Source organism: Halalkalibacter flavus (genome assembly GCF_036663575.1).
GTDB lineage: Bacteria > Bacillota > Bacilli > Bacillales > Bacillaceae_D > Halalkalibacter > Halalkalibacter flavus.
The window spans coordinates 1-19,714 of sequence record NZ_JAWRVK010000033.1 but is presented as its reverse complement, the minus strand read 5'-3'; the positions used below and the strand labels follow the sequence as shown (position 1 = coordinate 19,714).

At 36.9% G+C, this 19,714-nt stretch carries 16 protein-coding genes; all 16 read right to left on the bottom strand.

Translation table 11 applies throughout. From position 1 onward, the window contains the following. Nucleotides 1-112: 112 nt before the first annotated feature. Nucleotides 113-1,312 (bottom strand): replication initiation protein, encoded by a 1,200-nt coding sequence (locus tag SAY88_RS18210; RefSeq protein WP_332633584.1) that lies wholly within the window; start codon nt 1,310-1,312, stop codon nt 113-115. Nucleotides 1,313-2,239: 927 nt separating this feature from the next. Then, nucleotides 2,240-2,800, bottom strand: coding sequence for a Rad52/Rad22 family DNA repair protein (locus tag SAY88_RS18205; RefSeq protein WP_332633583.1), 561 nt, complete (start codon nt 2,798-2,800; stop codon nt 2,240-2,242). Further along, nucleotides 2,787-3,116 carry a single-stranded DNA-binding protein gene (locus SAY88_RS18200; protein WP_332633582.1) on the bottom strand — a complete coding sequence of 110 codons (330 nt, stop codon included), beginning with the start codon at nt 3,114-3,116 and terminating at the stop codon, nt 2,787-2,789. The genes SAY88_RS18205 and SAY88_RS18200 overlap by 14 nt, the downstream gene beginning before the upstream one ends. A gap of 28 nt (nt 3,117-3,144) precedes the next feature. Beyond that, nucleotides 3,145-3,930: a hypothetical protein gene (locus SAY88_RS18195; protein ID WP_332633581.1), complete on the bottom strand. Its 786-nt coding sequence runs from the start codon at nt 3,928-3,930 to the stop codon at nt 3,145-3,147. A 1,184-nt stretch (nt 3,931-5,114) separates the two neighbouring features. Further along, on the bottom strand, nt 5,115-5,276 hold the full coding sequence (locus tag SAY88_RS26055; RefSeq protein ID WP_431308893.1) for a DUF4181 domain-containing protein: 162 nt from the start codon (nt 5,274-5,276) through the stop codon (nt 5,115-5,117). A 572-nt stretch (nt 5,277-5,848) separates the two neighbouring features. Next, nucleotides 5,849-7,210, bottom strand: a complete 1,362-nt coding sequence (locus tag SAY88_RS18190; protein WP_332633580.1) for an aspartate aminotransferase family protein — start codon at nt 7,208-7,210, stop codon at nt 5,849-5,851. Between the two features lie 162 nt (nt 7,211-7,372). Next, entirely contained in the window at nt 7,373-8,833 is a 1,461-nt protein-coding gene (locus SAY88_RS18185) for a CoA-acylating methylmalonate-semialdehyde dehydrogenase (RefSeq protein ID WP_431308894.1), read from the bottom strand. A 246-nt stretch (nt 8,834-9,079) separates the two neighbouring features. Then, the gene (locus SAY88_RS18180; RefSeq protein ID WP_332633578.1) at nt 9,080-10,705 is read right to left on the bottom strand and encodes a PucR family transcriptional regulator; all 1,626 of its coding nucleotides are present in this window, start codon (nt 10,703-10,705) and stop codon (nt 9,080-9,082) included. Between the two features lie 321 nt (nt 10,706-11,026). Beyond that, nucleotides 11,027-11,263, bottom strand: coding sequence for a hypothetical protein (locus SAY88_RS18175; RefSeq protein ID WP_332633577.1), 237 nt, complete (start codon nt 11,261-11,263; stop codon nt 11,027-11,029). A gap of 30 nt (nt 11,264-11,293) precedes the next feature. Then, complete coding sequence (locus tag SAY88_RS18170) at nt 11,294-12,751, bottom strand: NCS1 family transporter (protein ID WP_332633576.1); 1,458 nt, start codon at nt 12,749-12,751, stop codon at nt 11,294-11,296. Between the two features lie 151 nt (nt 12,752-12,902). Next, nucleotides 12,903-14,318 carry a dihydropyrimidinase gene (gene hydA / locus SAY88_RS18165; protein WP_332633575.1) on the bottom strand — a complete coding sequence of 472 codons (1,416 nt, stop codon included), beginning with the start codon at nt 14,316-14,318 and terminating at the stop codon, nt 12,903-12,905. 21 nt (nt 14,319-14,339) lie between these two features. Then, nucleotides 14,340-15,626 (bottom strand): NAD-dependent dihydropyrimidine dehydrogenase subunit PreA, encoded by a 1,287-nt coding sequence (preA, locus tag SAY88_RS18160; protein ID WP_332633574.1) that lies wholly within the window; start codon nt 15,624-15,626, stop codon nt 14,340-14,342. A 27-nt stretch (nt 15,627-15,653) separates the two neighbouring features. Further along, complete coding sequence (locus SAY88_RS18155; protein ID WP_332633573.1) at nt 15,654-17,027, bottom strand: NAD(P)-dependent oxidoreductase; 1,374 nt, start codon at nt 17,025-17,027, stop codon at nt 15,654-15,656. A gap of 353 nt (nt 17,028-17,380) precedes the next feature. Then, a complete protein-coding gene (locus tag SAY88_RS18150; protein WP_332633572.1) occupies nt 17,381-18,271 on the bottom strand; it encodes a nitrilase-related carbon-nitrogen hydrolase in 891 nt (296 codons plus the stop codon). Between the two features lie 199 nt (nt 18,272-18,470). Further along, nucleotides 18,471-18,584 (bottom strand): N-6 DNA methylase, encoded by a 114-nt coding sequence (locus SAY88_RS26050; RefSeq protein ID WP_431308892.1) that lies wholly within the window; start codon nt 18,582-18,584, stop codon nt 18,471-18,473. Nucleotides 18,585-19,472: 888 nt separating this feature from the next. Then, nucleotides 19,473-19,714 (bottom strand): hypothetical protein (locus tag SAY88_RS18145; protein WP_332633571.1); only part of this gene is annotated, 242 nt, incomplete at its 5' end.

Below are 19,714 nucleotides of genomic sequence, written 5' to 3'. Positions count from 1 at the left end.
TGGATTGCATATTTACCAAGCTTTATCAGGGCTTACCTGCCTAATTTGGTCTGCGAAAGTTGAGAAAATAATAAATAAAGTGTGTATTTTTGGATCTCCCATTTATATTTTACTATCTTTTTTTCTTTCTCCCATTACGATTTCTGTTACTCTGTACGATGTCTTTAGCCATCCGTTTGATTTCTTCTGTATGTTCTTTCCAGAAGTCTTTTGCCTCTTGTTCATCTGCACCATTTTCAATAAGAAAACTTAACACATGTTCCTCTAAGAGAAATGTCGTCACCACTTCTGTAGATCTGTGATACTTCTTGACCATCCAGTCGTTTAGTAATTCTAAAGATAGAGTTTCCTTGTTTGGTTCTATCGGTGATGGTTTCTTCTCTTCGCTTGCATAATCACCTTCTATAGCAGCAATAATATAACCACTAATATTATCAATATCCTCAGACTGTTTGTTGTCCAAAATGTACCTAATATTACTTCTGATTTGGTCTTCAGAATAAAGTTTAACCATTTCACGAGCTTTATCCGGTCTTATTCCGAAGCGAATCAGTAATTCAGCTGGGGTAGAATCTGGAGATTCATTCTCTAGGACTTCTTGTAATATTTTACGGTTTTTCTTAATGAAAAAAGCAATGCCTACAACTTTTCGGCCTTCCTTCTGTTCCTCAAAATCAAACATTAAATCCGTATTTTCTCGAAGTTCTGCTTGTGCCTTTAGGATTATACGGTTTTTTAAGTGAGAGTATTGTTGATACTTAGTTGGTGGAATGTTTAAATGGAATTTCAATTCCTCCAATGAGAATACTCTTTTTTTAACCTTTTCATATTGTTTAAGCAACTCATAGATTCGTATATAGTACTCACTACGTAAACCTAGTACATTCCTTAATTTAAAGGGAGTGTAACTTTGTTTAAGCTCTAATAAAAAGGGGCGAAGTTTTTCAGAAAATTCCAACTCAACATAACCTTGTCCTTTAAAATACTCACTTGAAGATAACCAGTGCATATTTAATTTGGATCTTTCGTTTTCAATGGTTAAAGTTTTGTTTTGCAATTTTGCTACCACATCTTCTACCTTACTATAGAAATTTTTTTCTTTAATACCAATGATATCAGCAAGGTCTTTTACTTTAATTCTATGTATACGAAAATTATTATCTCCCGGTTGAACTAGTGAAGCCAGTGTGAGAATAATTCGTTTTTCTTGAAGTGTTAAATTTTGAGGAGTTTCAATTAAACTATTAGATTGCGTTACTATGTATTCAGGTGAAACCCTTGACTCATACAAGGAAAGTTGTTCAGCTTTCATAATTTTAAATCACCTCTGCCTCACTTTGAATCATTTTCTTCAACTATAGTTGAAGAAAACATAAAAATCCACTCCCTTATGTGTGAGATTTAAAGAGTATTTAAGATGAATAAAGGATTTAATTTGAATGTAAAACACTATGAAATTCAATTTTCATGTTAGTATCATCTCAAATACATAAGGAAATTACAGTTAACTATCACAGTTAGAGGAGTCATTTTTAGTTCTTAGAATAAAATTCTTACTGAGAACGTTTAACTATCACACTTTGAGGAGTAAAAATTCATTAACTACCACACTTTGAGGAGTATCTATACAAAAAAATACAGATTAAAGTGATAATCATCCATTAATTGGTTATTCTAAGAGAAAAAAATGGTGCATATGGATAATATATCACTTAAAAATACCTATATATAAGCTTAAGACTCCTTTATGTGTGGCAGTCCCCCTCTATGTGTGAGAGTTCGACTCCCTTATGTGTGAGAGTTGAACTCCTCTATGTGTGAGAGTTGAACTCCTCTATGTGTGAGAGTTGAACTCCCCTATGTGTGAGAGTTGAACTCCTCTATGTGTGAGAGTTGAACTCCTCTATGTGTGAGAGTTGAACTCCTCTATGTGTGAGAGTTCACTCCCCTATGTGTGAGAGTTCGACTCCTCTATGTGTGAGAGTTCACTCCCCTATGTGTGAGAGTTCACTCCCCTATGTGTGAGAGTTCACTCCTCTATGTGTGAGATTATTCTAATAGAATACTAGTAATAGTAAGGGTTTCAAGGACCTGAAAACAACAAAACAATAAATCTATTAAATCAATTTGTAAAACAAATAAATCAATTTGTAAAACAATCAAGAGATTGTATGCTTACTTTTATTTTATTTATTTATTTTATCTAACAGCTTTATAAAAATATAACATTCTCACCTATCTATTTTTGAAAATGTTTAGGTATATGCTTATTACAATAATCAAATTTAACTTTATACTTCGTTAGAACTTCAACGTCTTGATCTGAAAGCGTTGCTCCACATTTCATACAATTTCTATCTATACTGTCACTAACCCTATTCTCTTTCTCCTGTAAATGACTAGAAGCAACACCTATATCCCTAGTCATTTCATTAAAAGACTTCCCAATCCCAAAAAAAGATATCGCATCTCGAATTGCATCTTTTGTAGCTGATCGAATCGCATAATGACGGTTGATAATACGCCCTTTATCATCTATTTGAAATTTTGAAAAGCCCTCCCCCATGTGTGAGCGATTCAAAATCGATACCTTAACAACAGTATGTACCATACGATCTTCCATATAAAAGATGGGTTCACCAATCCGTTCATGGGACCAGTTCTCTCCTGCTACAGCATTTAGACGCTGAAGGTACACATGAATAGGAATATACGTCCCATGTCCATCATATCGAGGCTCATGTACTTCTTTCGGAAAGGGCTCACATAGTTTCACGATCAACTTATCAAATATTGTCATGTGTCACTCCCGGTTTATTGCCATACTTTACTTCGTTTGCATGAACCTCTACAAATGTCCGTCCGGTCTTTTTATCCTTACGGCTATAGATTGCTCCGCTTACAATCACTTCTTGTCCTTTTTCAAGATAATTCGCAACCGATTCCCCGTAATTTCTCCATACAATAACAGGAATGAAACTAGTTCGTCCGAATTTATCCTCAGATGCGACACTGAAATTACAAACAGGTACTTGCTCATTGCCTTTCTTAACATAATAGAGCTGCGGATCGTCGGTTAATCGCCCCGATAGGACGAGATTGTTAATATCACTCATGAGGTTCCCTACCTTTCAATAAGGTTATCTATTTATTGTTTCCTAGCAAGTTCAAAAGATTAGTTGTAAAGGTGATGGCTTTTCCAATACTTTCAGCAGCATCCCTCCTATAAATCTCTTTCCACTCTTCTGTAAGGATCGGATCAGATATAGAATAGGTCCTAATCTTACGTCTGCTTAATTTCCCCTCATATTGGCTTTGAAGGAGAATAACTGGATGCTCAAGCGGATCATCAAATTCATCTACACCTTCACTCATTTCATTGCGACCAATCAAAAGAAAGTACGAAGGGCTACACGTCCATCCATAAGAGGAAAGCATGTTTTTTTGAAGTTCTGTAAGAGATTGTTTCGGTTCGCGCTTTAGAGTATCTAAGATGTAATAACGAACAACATCTTTTACTGACAATAAAGATCGTACAAATTCGCGATCTTCCTTTGGTACCATAACGGGAGGTGTATGCATCCTCCCACTAACCCGTTCTTGAATAATAAGAAGCGACTGGTGAACGATTCTAATCCGTTTCAATAAAGAATGACGCAGTTGTAGCTCGTTCTCATACCCTTTTTTAGTGATCGAATAACTGGTGACCTCGCTAGAGACGGAGATAATGTCCTCATTGGATTCGAGTTCTTTTAGATAGGATCGTACTTTATCTTTTGAAAAACGTCTTGTTGGACTACCAGGTTGAGGTGGTGGTGGAAGGACGTTGTGTAAAGATTCGTAGCACTCGTCCGCTGTGAGTGGTTGTTGTTTAAGTTGTACAAGAGATAACCATTGTAAGCATTGTTTAAGGTTTAATTTCTTAGTCATCCTCCAATGCCTCCTTCTTTCATTTAAACGAGTTTAGATAATAAGTATGTAGAAACTCAATGATGTTCAATCAGCTCTAGCAGTCATTGTTTGTTATTTTTACGAATCGGATAGAAGTAGTCCACTTGATAATCTGGGATTTTCGCGGGAGATATACTCTTGAATCATCCGCTTTTAAAAAGAAGAATCCTCTTATATATTATCACATTACATAACACAATAGGGGATTTGTTTTAATGGAGCTATCCTCAAATCTCTCCTCCTCCCTACCATTCCCAGCAACTCTCTAATTGCTTTTTTCTACGTTCTTATTATCTTATTACGTATTAATGTTCTTTGTACGTTTAAATGATCTGTATGTGTGGGAGGGGGAATTTTGTTGGCACAGCAAGTTGTGGCAATAGAGAATGAAGCGGGCGCAAGTTTTTGGTTTATAATGAGTATGTGAGGTGCGGTGAGGGAGTTTAAATAATCCCCTATTGTGTTGCGTTATAGTAATGCAATAGGGGATTATTAGAAGCCGTCCTGAATGAAGATTATCAAAAGTTTATTGAATACTCATTTTCATTTCTTTTATAAAACAATGTTTGCATATAATTTGAAATTAGATATAACAACGACATATACAATGACATATATCATATAATCGGTATTGTTGGAATTCAAATTGCTCATGCAGGCAGAAAAACAGAAGCTGGGTTTTTTTACCTACACCTCCCAAAAAAAGGGAATAGCACCCTAGCATTCACTATAACGGTTGCATATAAAAACAAGAGATCGAAGAGAATGTATTTAGCATTTAAAAATTGCTTTTTAAGGTAGATTGTTGAAAACCTACCACCGATAAATAAAAATTTTTTTCTTGAAATCCACATTCTTTCATAAAAGAAATTATTTAATGCGCAGTATACTACGCATTAAAAAGAGCCCAATTAAAGGGGAGGTGCCTGGCACTAACGGGTTCAGTTTTAGGAGGGAAAACGTGAATTCGCAAACTAAATAACAGAGCATTTAGCGTGCCATTCCCAAACAAATTAACACTACAATTAGCGCACAAAAACGCATAGATTTTCATGTCTATGCATTTTTATCATCTTTTCTTTCTCATTGCACTAACGCTATCTGTTACTTTAAGTACACTATTTCACAATATATCATTCATTCAGCAACTAACACTAATTAATTTATAACTCGATAAACCATTCTATATTATAAATAACAGTTATACCTAACATTAGAATAATAAGTGTAACTATATATTGTTTTGAGTTCTTCAGGTACTTCCGCTCTAGAACAGACTTAAAACCGAATAATAAGGAAAGAAATATAATCCAATACCACTTCATTACAGTGATGTCACCAGTATAAGAAAACAGATACGTACATAAAAAGAGGAATAAGATAATACAACTGACCATCGGTCAATATTTTTACCAGAGGTGTCCGAAATTTTTTTCTTTTCTACACCAAGTAATTTATATAGTACTTTTTCTAATGGAAATAAAAGTAGAATAATAGCAAAAAGCACTAAAATTTTCACATACATCATCCTCTCGTTCACATCTGCCTCATCTTAGTTTTGACAAAAAAACAGTTGATTTATTGAATTAACCGTTGGTTGAATAAGGCTTGTTATCATTTTAACATAAAATCCCAAAAAACCTTTTGAAACATACTGTAAATAACATCTAAAATAACAGGCTTTTTACACCATTTTTATTGAGTGGATAATAGCGAATAGGCGCTCGTTATTTAGTATGTTAATAGTTATGCTAATTCCCTTGTCAAAATAGCGCATCCATTGCTGTATCAATGAAATTGATAAGACCAAATCATATGCGATTTGGTCCTGAATTAATAGTGCTATTTAATGTTTTCTCTCCCTAAACTGAACCCGTTAGCCTGGCACCCCTTTCTTTTATTTATCTTTTAATTCATTTAATGATTCTTTTAGTATTTTAACTAGGAAGGCAAGGTCTTCCTCTTCAATATTTAGTGGTGGTGCAATCGTTAAGACATTATTGTACCCTGCGACTGTCGCACCATTTTTACCAATAATGACACCCTTTTGCTTACAAGAAGCAATAACTTTATTGACGATACTTACATCAATTGGTGCCTTCTTATTTTTGTCTGCAACGAGTTCAATGCCAATGAGAAGACCTTTTCCACGAACATCGCCGACATAAGGATGGCTTCGCAGAAGACTCTGCAAATCGTTTTTAAGCCGTTCTCCTAACTGTTTTGATCGTTCAAACAAGCTTTCTTTTTCCATAATTTCTAAGTTTTTTAGAGCCAATGCACATGCAGCAGGGCTGCCACCGAATGTGTTTACATGTCTGAAGTAGTCATACTGCTCTGTTCCGTTAAACGCTTCGTATATTTCTCTTTTAACCGCGGTTGCTGCTAACGGTAAGTATGCACTCGTAATCCCCTTGGCCATCGTAATTATATCTGGTTTGACACCGTAGTCCATAAATCCAAACGGCTCACCTGTACGTCCGAACCCACAAATAACCTCATCAACAATCATTAAAGCCCCGTGCTTTGCACACACGTCTTTTACAGCAGACATATATCCATCTGGTGGAACGAGAATGCCTCCCCCAGTAATGATTGGCTCCATAATCACTGCAGCGATCGTTTCACTTAATTCCCATGTCATCGTGCGATCAATTGCTTGGACTGCTTCTAATTTCTCTGGAGGACAAGCGGGGGCATCATTGGAACGGTATAGGTCAGGTGGTGGTACATGGATAAAGCCAGGAGCTAACGGTTCATATTTGTACTTTCTTTCAGCTTGCCCCGTTGCAGCCAATGCTCCCATTGAATTTCCATGATACGCTCGATACCTTGAAATGAATTTATACCGATTGTGATCTCCTTTTTGCTGATGGTATTGTCTAGCTATTTTGAAAGCTGTTTCATTTGCTTCCGAACCACTGTTCGAGAAAAAGAATACATACTCATCGCCTAGTAATTCATTTAATTTTTCCGCGAGCTTAATAGCAGGTAAATGACTTTGTGTTAACGGAAAGTATGCTAATTCTTTTAACTGTTCATAAGCTGCTTCAGCTAATTCGGTGCGACCATAACCTACATTTACACACCACAGCCCTGACATAGCATCTAAATACCTATTTCCATCATTGTCTGTAACCCAAGCCCCTTTCGCTTTAGTTACTACCATCGTACCTTGTGGATTGTAAGGCTTCATAGAGTGCCAAATATACTTTTCATCTTTTTCAAGAGCTTCCATATTTTCATTGGTTCTAAGCATGCCCTTCCTCCTTCCTTCCTTAAAAAATTTATTATATTAAAAAGCTATTTTCGTTAGTTTTGGCTACGGCTATTTAAAAAAAGACTTGAATGCTAAATGAGTTGGCTTTCGCCCAAAAATGATGAAAGCCTTTTCTATCGATTAGCTCATTGAAATAACAGATTAAAAGTCATATCTTGAAGTAATCATCTTCTTACGAGTAAAGAAATTAACACCGTCTTTTCCATTTACATGGAGGTCTCCGTAGAAGGAATCTTTCCAGCCAGAGAAAGGGAAAAACGCCATTGTTGCTGGTACGCCTACGTTAACCCCTAACATTCCTGCATCAGCTTCTTCACGGAATTTACGAACAGCTTTTGCATCCTTCGTATAAATCGTCGCCCCATTTCCATAACGTGATTTACGGATGTATTCTAGACCTTCATCTAAGTCTTCAGCACGTAGCATACTAATGACTGGTGCGAAGATCTCTTCTTTTGCGATAACCATTTCTGGTGTAACATGGTCAAAGATTGTTGGCCCTAAGAAATTTCCGTCAGTCATTTCGTCCATTTCCTTACGACCATCACGAATGAGCGCTGCTCCCTCTTCAACACCTTTTGAAATATAATCTAATATTTTCGCTCGATGTGAATCGCGAATGACTGGTGTTAAAAGTACTTCATCATCTAATCCGTTACCGATGATTACTTCATCAGCTCGCTTCTTTAACTCCCTTACAAAAGCTTCCCCATCACCTACTACAACAACTGCACTACAAGCCATACAACGCTGACCTGCACTTCCATAAGCCGATGCAACAATATGTGTAACCGCCTTTTCTACATCAGCATCAGGCATAACAATGTGGTGGTTTTTTGCACCAGATAGGGCCTGAACTCGCTTACCGTTTGCTGCTGCTAGTTCATAAACATATTTTGCGACAGGCTGAGATCCTACAAAGGAAATTGCTTTAATTTCTTCATGATCAAGTAGTCCATTTACAACATCATGAGCCCCGTGAACAACATTTAGTACACCTGCAGGAGCACCTGCTTCTGTAAACAACTCAGTGAGTCTATTTGCTAACATTGGTGTCCTTTCAGAAGGCTTCAAGACGAATGTGTTTCCACACGCGACGGCCAACGGAAACATCCAAAGAGGTACCATCATTGGAAAGTTAAATGGTGTAATCCCACCTATTACGCCTAATGGGTATCTGAACATTTCGGAATCAATGTCTTCAGCAATACCAGATAACGTTTCTCCCATCATTAATGTAGGTGCCCCCGCTGCAAACTCTACACATTCAATTCCACGCTGTACTTCACCATGTGCTTCTTTAAACGCCTTCCCATTTTCTTGAACGATTAACTTTGCTAATTCGTCATGATTATCTGATAGCAATGTGTGAAATTTAAATAAAATACGAGCACGCTTTGGTACTGGTGTGTTTTTCCACGTTTTAAAAGCTTCACTAGCTGCTTGTACCGCTTGGTCAACATCTTCATTTGTTGATACATGAACGGTAGCCAATATTTCCCCTGTTGCTGGATTCGGTACATCTAATGTGCTCTTTCCGTTTGATTCCACCCATTGGCCATTAATATAATTTTTTATAACATTTGTTTGTTTTTGTATCATAGTCATTGTTATTACCTCCTGTATTTTTTGATTTTTCAATCAACTATTCCCTTGTAATCATTATCTCTCATTTTAAAAAGGCATTCATTAGACACAATGTAAAATATATTACGAATAAATTTCCACAAAATGAACAATGAAAAAAATGATAAAAATATAAAAATAACGAAAATGGTGCCAGGCACCTATAGCACAGTAGCGCTAAAAGGCGCCTGGCACCATTCCTTTCACTTATTCTATCTCGTTCTACCGTTCATTTATTTCCTGTGCAGGTATGTGTTCATTTTGATCGGTCATATGGAGGTAATCGTATGCTAGTAGCATAAATTCGATTGCTAGTCTTTTTTCTGGATTCATAAAGTCTTGCCCTAGCAGACTTTCTAACTTTTCTATGCGGTGATACATTGTTTGTCTTACAACGAACAGTTTTTTTGCTGTTTCTTGTTTGGAACCGTTACATGCTAAGTAGGCTCTCAAAGTTTCTATTAACTTCCCATTATATTTTTGGTCATATTCCATTACTGGCTGTAAGTACTCCATTACGATTTCTTGTAGGTCACTATGTCTATTAATTAGTGACAAGATTGGGTATAAATGCAAATCATCATAGAAATAACTTTTCTCTTCATTCGACAATTTATCTTGCAGTATTAACGTTTCTTTTGCAGTTCTGTAACTCATATGTACGTCAGTTAGCTGCTTCACAAATTTTCCTACTCCGAATGAAATCGTAGATACCTTTAACTTTTGACAATACTCTGCTGTATTCAAACGCTTAAAGCCATCCGACATTCTTGCTTTCCACGTTTTTACGGTTCGCTTATTTCCTAAAATGAAAATAAGGAGATGTCTAATTTCAATTGAAAAAACATAAAAACCCTGCTGTTCAAAGATCGTTCGAAATAATAGCTTAAAGTAAGTACCGTCTAACGTGGACGATTTATCAGTTAAATTTAACTTACAAGCACAAACGACTCCTCCGTTCAACTTAAGACCTGGCTCAACGTAGGCTAAATGTTCTTTAATCCCCTCATTACTGTGATGACCCTCTAACCAATCTGTCATCCATTCAGCTTCTTCCTTCCTTCTTTTTTCTTGAACATATAAATCGCGTAATAAATATTGTGCAAGTGCCGTTGTCGTCCGATCTAAGATGAGCAGATCAAATTCGGTTATCTCTTTATCTTTTGTCATAATTACTAACTCAGCAAACTGATGGCCTAAAATTTGAACAGGCTGACGCGCAATAGCAGCCACAGGACTATCCTGTTGTTCACCTTCTATTTTTTCTAATACTAACCTTCTTTCGGTAGCAGATAATTGAGGTATAAAAATAGTATCTTCATTGAGAAAGGCAACAACTTGTACATCTAAGAATTTTTGAAAAAACGTTAAAACCTCTTCGTAGTGGTTAATTTCTAATAGTTTTTTATTTAGAGTTTGGGAATAGCTTTCTAGGTTAGAAATCATTTGGTATTGTTGATTGATTAGTACGGAATGGATATCTTGTGTAATTTGCACGAATGCTACTTCTTCATGAAAAAGAATAATTGGAAACTGATGTTCATTTGCTATTTCAATAACTTCTTGAGGAATAATGGAGGTATGTGTTCCCATCTCAATACATAAGCCTAACGCATTGCTTTCAATTAATTGTAAGAGAAAAGAGATAAATAAAGCTTTACTATCTTTCCAGCCTAAACCAGTTGTAAGAATAAGTTCGTTTCCATTTAATAACTTTTTTATATTGATTACTTCAACGACATGAACCCACTTCACATTTCTATTTAAGCCTTCTGCCCCAGCAATAACTTCTGTATTACTAAAATGTTCTCTTTGTAAGATTTCATTAATCGTTATATATGATTTCATTGACTCACTCCTTCTTTAACATTTATCTGTTAATGAGGATACAACGCAACAAACTATTTCGTTATACATTTTTAAATTACCTTTATTTTCAGATAAAACAAAAATAAAGCCCGGTAGATTTACTCTTAAACATCTTAACTTGGAACTTTTCTTTTAGAAAACGAAAAAAAAAACAGGGTTTCCCCTGTCCCCTATTAATCTTCTTCATCCCAGTTTTAGTAATCCCTTCGTGTCTTCCGTACATCCTTATTATTTTACTTCACTCTTATTTAGTGAGTGATTTTTACATCGTAAGTAGCTTCCTAGTATCATCCTAACCTCTTAGCCAGTTCGCTGATTTTGTTGAATAATAATAGAACTAAAATATTTTCTCGCATCAGCTGTTAAAATATGAAGTAGTTCGATCGGATTTTTATGACCAGATGGGTCTGGCTCCTTTAATTCAAACTCTACAAATGCCCCGCTTAAATTTTCGGTTACGCCTTTAATCCCATAACCTTGTTCTATTAAAAAATCAATTTTTTCTCTTTCGGCAATAAATTGTTGATATTCAGCCATCAGTTTCCTCCTTATTCAGTAAATGACTTCCTAAGGTGCAACTTTCTGCACTTCTTCATTTGCTTCGCTAATTTCCCAATCTCTTCCTACCGTGATCCCTAAATACTTGTCATCACTAGGATCTTCAATTTCTGCTTGTTTATATTTCACAAACCACCAATACTTCGCAAGGAAATAATAGGATACTAACCCTACAGCAAATCCAACAATAAACGAATAGTTAGCTAAGAAGTAAGCTGCAGCCCCACCTAGGATCCAAGCAATATAACCCGCCGCATTAAAGCCTCCTGCATAACTATATTGGCCATCTTCCTTATATAAATCAGGGACATTCACACGACGTTTGCGAAGGAGATAGTAATCCGCTACTAAAATCCCAACAATGGCAGATAGAATTCCACCGACAATAAGTAAAGCTGGAATAATTATGCCAAACAAGCTCCATGGTTGCACAAGGGAACCGATCATACCTGCTGCTACTACACCTGCCCAAAACGGAACTTTTGGTCCTCCAATGTTAGAAAAAATAGTCGCAGCTGGAATTAAATTTGCAGATATATTTGTAGACCATTGTGCAAACACAATCATAAGCAATAGAACACCTAATACTAAACCACTTGCTGCTTGTTGAAGGGCAACGACTGGGTCATAGTTAGCAACCGCAATATAGGATACCCCTCCGATAACAACCATGAACGTTTGTACAATTGGCAATGTAATTAAGCTTCCTGCAATTTGGGATTTATTACGCTTAAACCAATTTCTTTCAAGCTTTGGCCCTTTTATAAAACGAGAAATAGACGGCATATCAGCAGCAAGTGTACCCCAGAAGCCCATATTACTCATAATAACAATCATAAATGCAGTAATAGCAGCTCCTCCAGTTACGGGACTCTCAACCCACGCCCATACGTTTCGACCTTCTGCTAACGCTTGATCAGATAATGTTAAGTACATCCAACCTGAAATGATAATAATAATTGGCGCGGCTAAATCAGCAAAACGTTCAACAGCTTTAATACCTAAAGCCGTATTAATAACTTGAAGTGTGGCAAAAATTAAAAAGCAGACAAACCAATTATCGAAACCAAATAAAACAAATAGTATTCCATTCATAGCAGTTGAACCGAAGTACGTATTAATACCAAACCAGCACGCTGCAACAAAACCGCGAATGACAGAAGGGATATGAGTTCCAATCGTACCAAAAGGAGCCCGCATATAGACTGGGAAGGATAATCCATGTTCAACACCAATGTCACCTGTTAATGTCATACAAAGACCTATCGCTATACTACCGATAACAGTAGCTAATATAACCCATCCAAGCGAGAGACTCTGAACACCAGAACCACCAATAGCAAATGCTGCTAGAACAACGGCCATTCCAACCCAAATGAATGCGAACCCAACTGACCCTATTTTCTTTCCACTATGTGGGATTGGTAACAAATCAGGAGACTTTAGATAATTTTGTTTTTCCTTCATTCTATCACCCTACCTCATATAATTCTCCTAACATTCAGTTAAATAATGACAGATCGACGTTGGGCCTCGTACTTTGTTTATGAAAGCAACTGCTCGACCAAATTTACTTTGGCCAAGCAATTGTAATTTTGATGTTGGTTTGTCTCAATTACTAATTACTTACTTTATCCGTTGCATCGGTTGCTGATGAATTGTATCTTGCTCTCTTAATATACTGTCCTTTCCCTATTTTGCCTACAAACTGCTTCTCACGGATAACAAACTCACCTCGAGATAACACTGATACTGGTTCACCCGTTACCTGCATTCCTTCAAACGGATTATAGTCAGCGGCCATGTGATGAGTTTCTGCTGAGATCGTTCTCTCAACATTTGGATCAAAGATGACAATGTCTGCATCTGCTCCGACAGCAATTGTTCCCTTTTGTGGATATAAGCCAAATAGCTTGGCATTTCTAGTTGATACAATATCAACAAATTGGTTCAGGCTAATACGCCCTTTTTTTACACCTTCAGAAAAGAGAATACTGACTCGATCTTCGATAATCGGTCCTCCATTAGGAATTTTAGAAAAATCTCCTTTTCCTAAGTCTTTTTGACCGTTAAAGTCAAAGGAACATTGGTCAGAACCTAATGTTTGCAGGTCACCATTCTTCAGTGCATTCCATAATACATCTTGATGCCACTTTTCTCGAAGCGGCGGTGACCAAACATACTTAGCTCCTTCAAAATTCGGTTTCTCTAAGTAGGTTTGATCAAGTACTAAGTACTGTGGACATGTTTCTCCCCAAACATCATAACCTTTCCGTCTAGCTGCTGCAATTTTCTCAACTGCTTCAGCACAAGATACATGGACAACATATAATTGAGAGTTTGCTAACCCAGTTAGTTGGGCAGCTCTTCCAGTTGCTTCTCCTTCCACTTCTGGTGGACGTGTTAATGCATGATAGATTGGATCTGTATTACCTTGTTCTAACGCTTGATTTACTAAGTAATCAATGACATCACCGTTTTCAGCATGAACCATGACTAGCCCACCAAGTTCTTTTGCCGCTAATAATGTCCGGAACAGTGTACCATCATCGGCTTGGAACACGTTTTTATAAGCCATAAATACTTTGAAAGACGTAATCCCTTCTTCTTCCATAACAACTGGTAACTCTTCTAAAACGTCTTCATTTATTTCACCAATCATCAGGTGAAAGCTATAGTCGATAACGGCTTTATCCTTTGATTTTGCATGCCATGTTTGGATCGCATTTTTCATTGGCTCGCCTTTATTTGTTAAACAGAAATCAATAACGGTTGTCGTTCCGCCAAAGGCTGCAGCAATTGTTCCCGTTTCAAAATCATCCTTAGAAACCGTCCCCCCAAACGGCATTTCAAGATGCGTATGAGGGTCAATGCCACCTGGAAAAACATAAGAACCTCTTGTATCAATTAATTCTGCACCACCTAATGGAAAATCATGTCCAATTGCTGCAATCTTGCCATTTTCAATAAGTAAGTCCGCTTGATACGTATCTGTTGCTGTTACAATTATTCCGTTCTTTACAATTTTCTTCATTTGTTTTCCCCCCAATACTCATTACTTAATAATGTCTACTTCACAGCTTTGGACTGAACCAATAGCCGCCTGTCGTTCGTTCCACGTCATTGGAGGATGCTCACTTTTTACTTCAACCATATCAATGGCTCCATCTACAGGACAGACAATTGAGCATAAGTTACAACCAACACAATCTTCCTCACGAACTTGTAAATAGTCATTTCCATTTCCATCCTTTAGCATATCGATACACTGGTGAGATGTATCCTCACAGGCAATATGACACTTATTACAATTAATACAAACATCATTATTGATCTTTGCAACAACTTTATAATTTAAATCCAAGTTCCCCCAATCCGAATAACGTTTAACTGACTTACCAATAATTCCATCTAGTGAAGCGATCCCCTTTTCATCTAAATAATTAGATAGACCTTCAATCATATCTTCGACGATACGGAACCCATGGTGCATCGCAGCTGTACAAATTTGCACCCCTGTTGCTCCCATTAATAAGTATTCGACTGTGTCCTTCCAGTTGGAGATCCCACCAATTCCTGAAATTGGAACGTTAATGCGAGGGTTGCGTGCACATTCTGCTACCATATTAAGTGCAATTGGTTTAACAGCAGGTCCGCAATATCCACCGTGAGCACCTTTGCCTGCTACATGCGGAATTGTATTCCATGTATCAATATCTACCCCTGCTAGACTGTTGATCGTATTAATCATACTAATAGCATCGGCCCCGCCTTGAACGGCTGATTCAGCAGTAACAGTAATGTCCGTAATATTTGGAGTCAGCTTTACGATTACAGGTGTTTGAGCTACTTCTTTCACCCAGTAGGTCTGCTTCTCAACGAGTTCAGGTACTTGACCAGAAGCCGCTCCCATTCCACGCTCAGCCATACCATGTGGACAGCCAAAATTAAGCTCAAGGCCATCGACACCAACATCCTCGACTCGTTTCACAATCTCATGCCATTTTTCCTGCTTGGGTTCAACCATTAACGATGCAATAATTGCGTGATTAGGGAAACGTTTTTTCGTTTCATAGATTTCTTTTAAATTAACTTCAAGTGGGCGGTCTGTAATTAGCTCGATATTATTAAATCCAGCAACCTTTTGACCATTAAAACTGACAGCAGCAAAGCGTGAGGAAACATTTAAAATAGGATCACCTAACGTCTTCCAAACTGCTCCTCCCCATCCTGCTTCAAACGCTCGTTGAACTTGGTAGCCTGAATTTGTTGGAGGAGCCGAAGCAAGCCAGAATGGGTTCGGCGACTTTATTCCTGCAAGATCTATACGTAAATCAGCCATAGTGAAATCAACCTCCTCGATTTTTCTTTACGCAGTTTCTGTTACTTGCTTAAATAATTGCTTATGAATTGCGTAAGCCGTTTCTTTTCCTTGCTGCGTAGCAGATACAACCATCGCTTCTCCTTGTCCTTTACCGAAAATTACATCTCCACATGCAAAGATTTTTTCATTTGATGTTTGAAAAGTCTCTCCATTAATCTTGACGACTCCACCGTCATGCTCTAAACCAAACTGTTCTATTAATTGAATATAGCGTGATTGACCAATCGCTTTAATCACAGCATCTACTTGTAAAGTAAAAAACTCAGACCCTTCTACAGGTACAGGCCGTCTTCTCCCACCTTCATCAGGCTCACCTAGCTTCATTTTGATACATTCAATTGCTGTCACCTTACCATTTTCATCCCCAATAATTCGTTTCGGAGCGGTTAACCATCGGAATTCAACGCCATCTTGTTTGGCGAATTCATATTCAAAATCGTAAGCTGTCATCTCTGCTTCTGTTCTACGATAAAGAATTTTTACATTTTCAGCCCCAAGACGAACAGAACATGTCGCACCGTCAATGGCTGTATTTCCAGCTCCAATGACGACTACACGTTTTCCTAACAGATGATCGGAAACTTTTTCTTTTGTCTCTTTGACAAAATCAATCGCATCATACACTCCATCTAAGTCTTCTCCATCAATACCAAGCTGGGGTACACTAGACATTCCTATTGCTAAAATGACAGCATCGTAGTTTTCTGTAAGCTCATTAACAGAGACATCTTTTCCAACTCTTGTATTTGTACGGATTTCTACATCTAAGCTCTTTACTTGATCAACTTCCCAGAATGAAATTACTTGAGGTAAGCGGAAGGAAACGATACCGTACGTATTTAAACCACCCGCTTCCTTTTCGGCTTCGAATATCGTAACTTGATAGCCTAGTAGTGCTAATTCACGAGCTGCAGATAAACCAGCAGGACCACCACCGACAATCGCAACTTTTTTACCGTTTTTCTGACCAGCTTTGAACAACACTTGTTCATTTTTGATGGCCCAATCGGTTGCAAACCGTTGCAGGTTTCCGATCATGATTGGTTTGGTAGAGTGGTTAAGTACACAAGCACCTTCACACAATTCTTCCGTTGGACATACGCGAGCACAGCTTGCACCTATTGGGTTTGACGTCATGATCGTCTTTGCAGATCCTTTTAAATTTTCAGATGCAATCTTTTTAATAAAAGTAGGGATATCAATTCCAGTAGGACAAGCGGTAATACAGGGAGCATCGTAGCAATATAAACAGCGGTTCGCTTCTTCAATAGCTTCTTGGTTGGATAGGCCTGGGTGGACTTCTTCAAAGTTTTTCTTTAAATCGACTAACGATATATTTGTAGAGCTCTTGGCATTCAATAGAATTGCCTCCTTTACAAATTAAAGTCAAAACTTTCATAGGGGCTACAACTTTATATAATGTTTTTAATGAAATTAGATGGATTTAATTTTAGAAGCGTTATTTATTAAGGCTGTTAAAGTCGAGTGGTTATTAGGCTTATATAACCATAACAGCTTGGGTTTCGGTAAGAAGATTTATTTCTTTCTTTTATTTGTTTCCGTTTATTAAGCCCTTTCAGTAGCATAAGAGCAGCCGTTTTGAAAATAGAAGATGACTCAAAACCAAAACATCATCCAGCCACCGTCAACGTTCAATAAGAGTGGTAAAGCGGAGACACTTTTGATGAGTCACCATCATTCGTTTTAGTTTTTTATGGGAGAAGTGAGGTCATTTCCTCATAAGTTTCTGGACGACGATCACGATAGAATTGCCATGTGTCTCTTACTTCACGGATGAGCTTTTTGTTCATATCACCAATTATGACTTCATCCTGGTCACGGCTTCCTAGTGAAACGAAGCTTCCTCTAGGATCAACTAAATACGATTGGCCATAGAATTCTCCCATATTCCAAGGAGCTTCTACTCCTACTCGGTTAATTGCACCAACATAATAACCGTTTGCTACTGCATGAGCAGGTTGCTCTAACTTCCAAAGGTACTCTGATAAACCAGCAACAGTTGCCGACGGATTAAAGATGATTTCAGCTCCCTTTAATCCTAGTAATCTTGCACCTTCTGGGAAATGGCGATCATAGCAAATGTATACACCGACTTTAGCGAAAGCTGTATCAAAGACTGGATACCCTAGGTTTCCTGGTTTGAAGTAATATTTCTCCCAAAACCCATGACCTTCATTTCCTACGCCTACTTGAGGAATATGTTGTTTTCGGTATTTACCTAAATAAGATCCGTCTGCATCAATAACAGCAGCAGTATTATAGTAAGTCGCAATTCCTTCACGTTCATAGATTGGTAGTACGATTACTACACCTAATTCTTTTGCTAACTCCTGAAACCGTTGGGTTGTCGGACCATTTGGAATTTCTTCAGCAGCATCATACCATTTTGAATTTTGCTCTGAGCAAAAATATGGTCCATAGAAGATTTCCTGTAAACATATGATTTGTGCACCTTTTTCCTTTGCCTCTCTAACTAACTTTAAATGTTTTTCAATCGCCTTTTCTTTATGGACCTCCACTGGTTGGTCCCCATGTACATCGTTAGAAGCTTGAATTAGTCCAATTTTTACGTTATCTGACATTTCCATTCCTCCTTGATATATCAATTCATTTATAGATAAAGTGAAACTTCACCCCGTAGAGTACGACTTTTCTACTACCCTTCTATGTATCTCCCCTCTTCAACATAAAAAATCAATATGACTGAATATTTGAAAGTTTGAGTTAATTATACTTATAATTTCAGGATAATGCACTATACAAAGTGTTAAATGGTGCTATTCAATTATTTATCATTTTGTTAAATATAGTTAACGCGGGTGTAAAATGTTCCCCTGCTTCTTTACCACTTTGTTCAGAGAATTTTCTTAATAGCTCTTCATATACATAACCCATTTCTAGATTTTTGATAATTGGTTAGGACCAAGTACTTCATCTTTATATTGTTCAATCATGGACTCTAATCTATTATTTTTATCCATTAAGCCCACAGTAGCTCGATAATCAAAGTTCTCAAATATTTCATTAATATTTTCTGAGAAGCCATTTAGATATTCTCTAAAAATTTCTTGGATTAATGTTGGGTCATCGTCTTTTATTTTTTAAAGCGTCCATTGTGTATTGTTGTAAAACTTAAATGTTGATGTTTCAACTCCCTTTAAAATATCCTCCAACTCAGTCTCATTGATATCATGAGAATTCTCTAGAACTTCTTGTCATATCAGAGTTTCTTGTTTGCGCCTAAAAATATAAATATTAAAAATAATATTTATATTAAATTAATAGTGGTGTACTCATATTAGTTAACATATATGATGACATATATTTATATATTGAACACAATGACTTATTTAATATTAATCATGAAATTGTCATTAGTGTTTTATTTATGTATATCATGTTGCATAAAGTTTGATCAAAAATACCATACAGACCCGTAACACCTTTAGAAAAAATCATGATGATAAAACTTCTTAGCATGTGTTAATAAGAAGATGCATTACCTTTTAACAATCGTTAATATAAAAAAGGTTAATTAAAATAAGCACAGGTTTTTATAAGAACGTTTTATTTATTTTCAATATCTTGTTTAATACCTTCTGCTTTTGCAAGATAAAATCTATATTCTTTACCTTGCTTCTCTTGGGCTATTACCAAAATTCAATAATATCACCAAAATTGAATTTAGGAATTTTACCACTTCCAAATATAGTTGTGAATTTCACCACTTACTTGAAAAAAATCTTCTCCACGAAGAGTAGAGAAGGTTAAGCGATATACTTTCTACACGCGATGATGGCGGCACCTGTATGCTGTCTCCCAGCGGTCGTATATAAATATTAAAGTTAAAGGGACGATGTAACGCAAGGCCATTAATAAGTGATTCCATTTATGATAAATCAACCAGCCTTTACTGTAAGCAAATAAAGAGAAGAAAATGCCTAAACCAGCAATCATAGCAAGTGCTAGCGGTTTTGCCCAATTACGGATTCTAGGTAAAATGAGTGCACAAATTATTGCTAAGA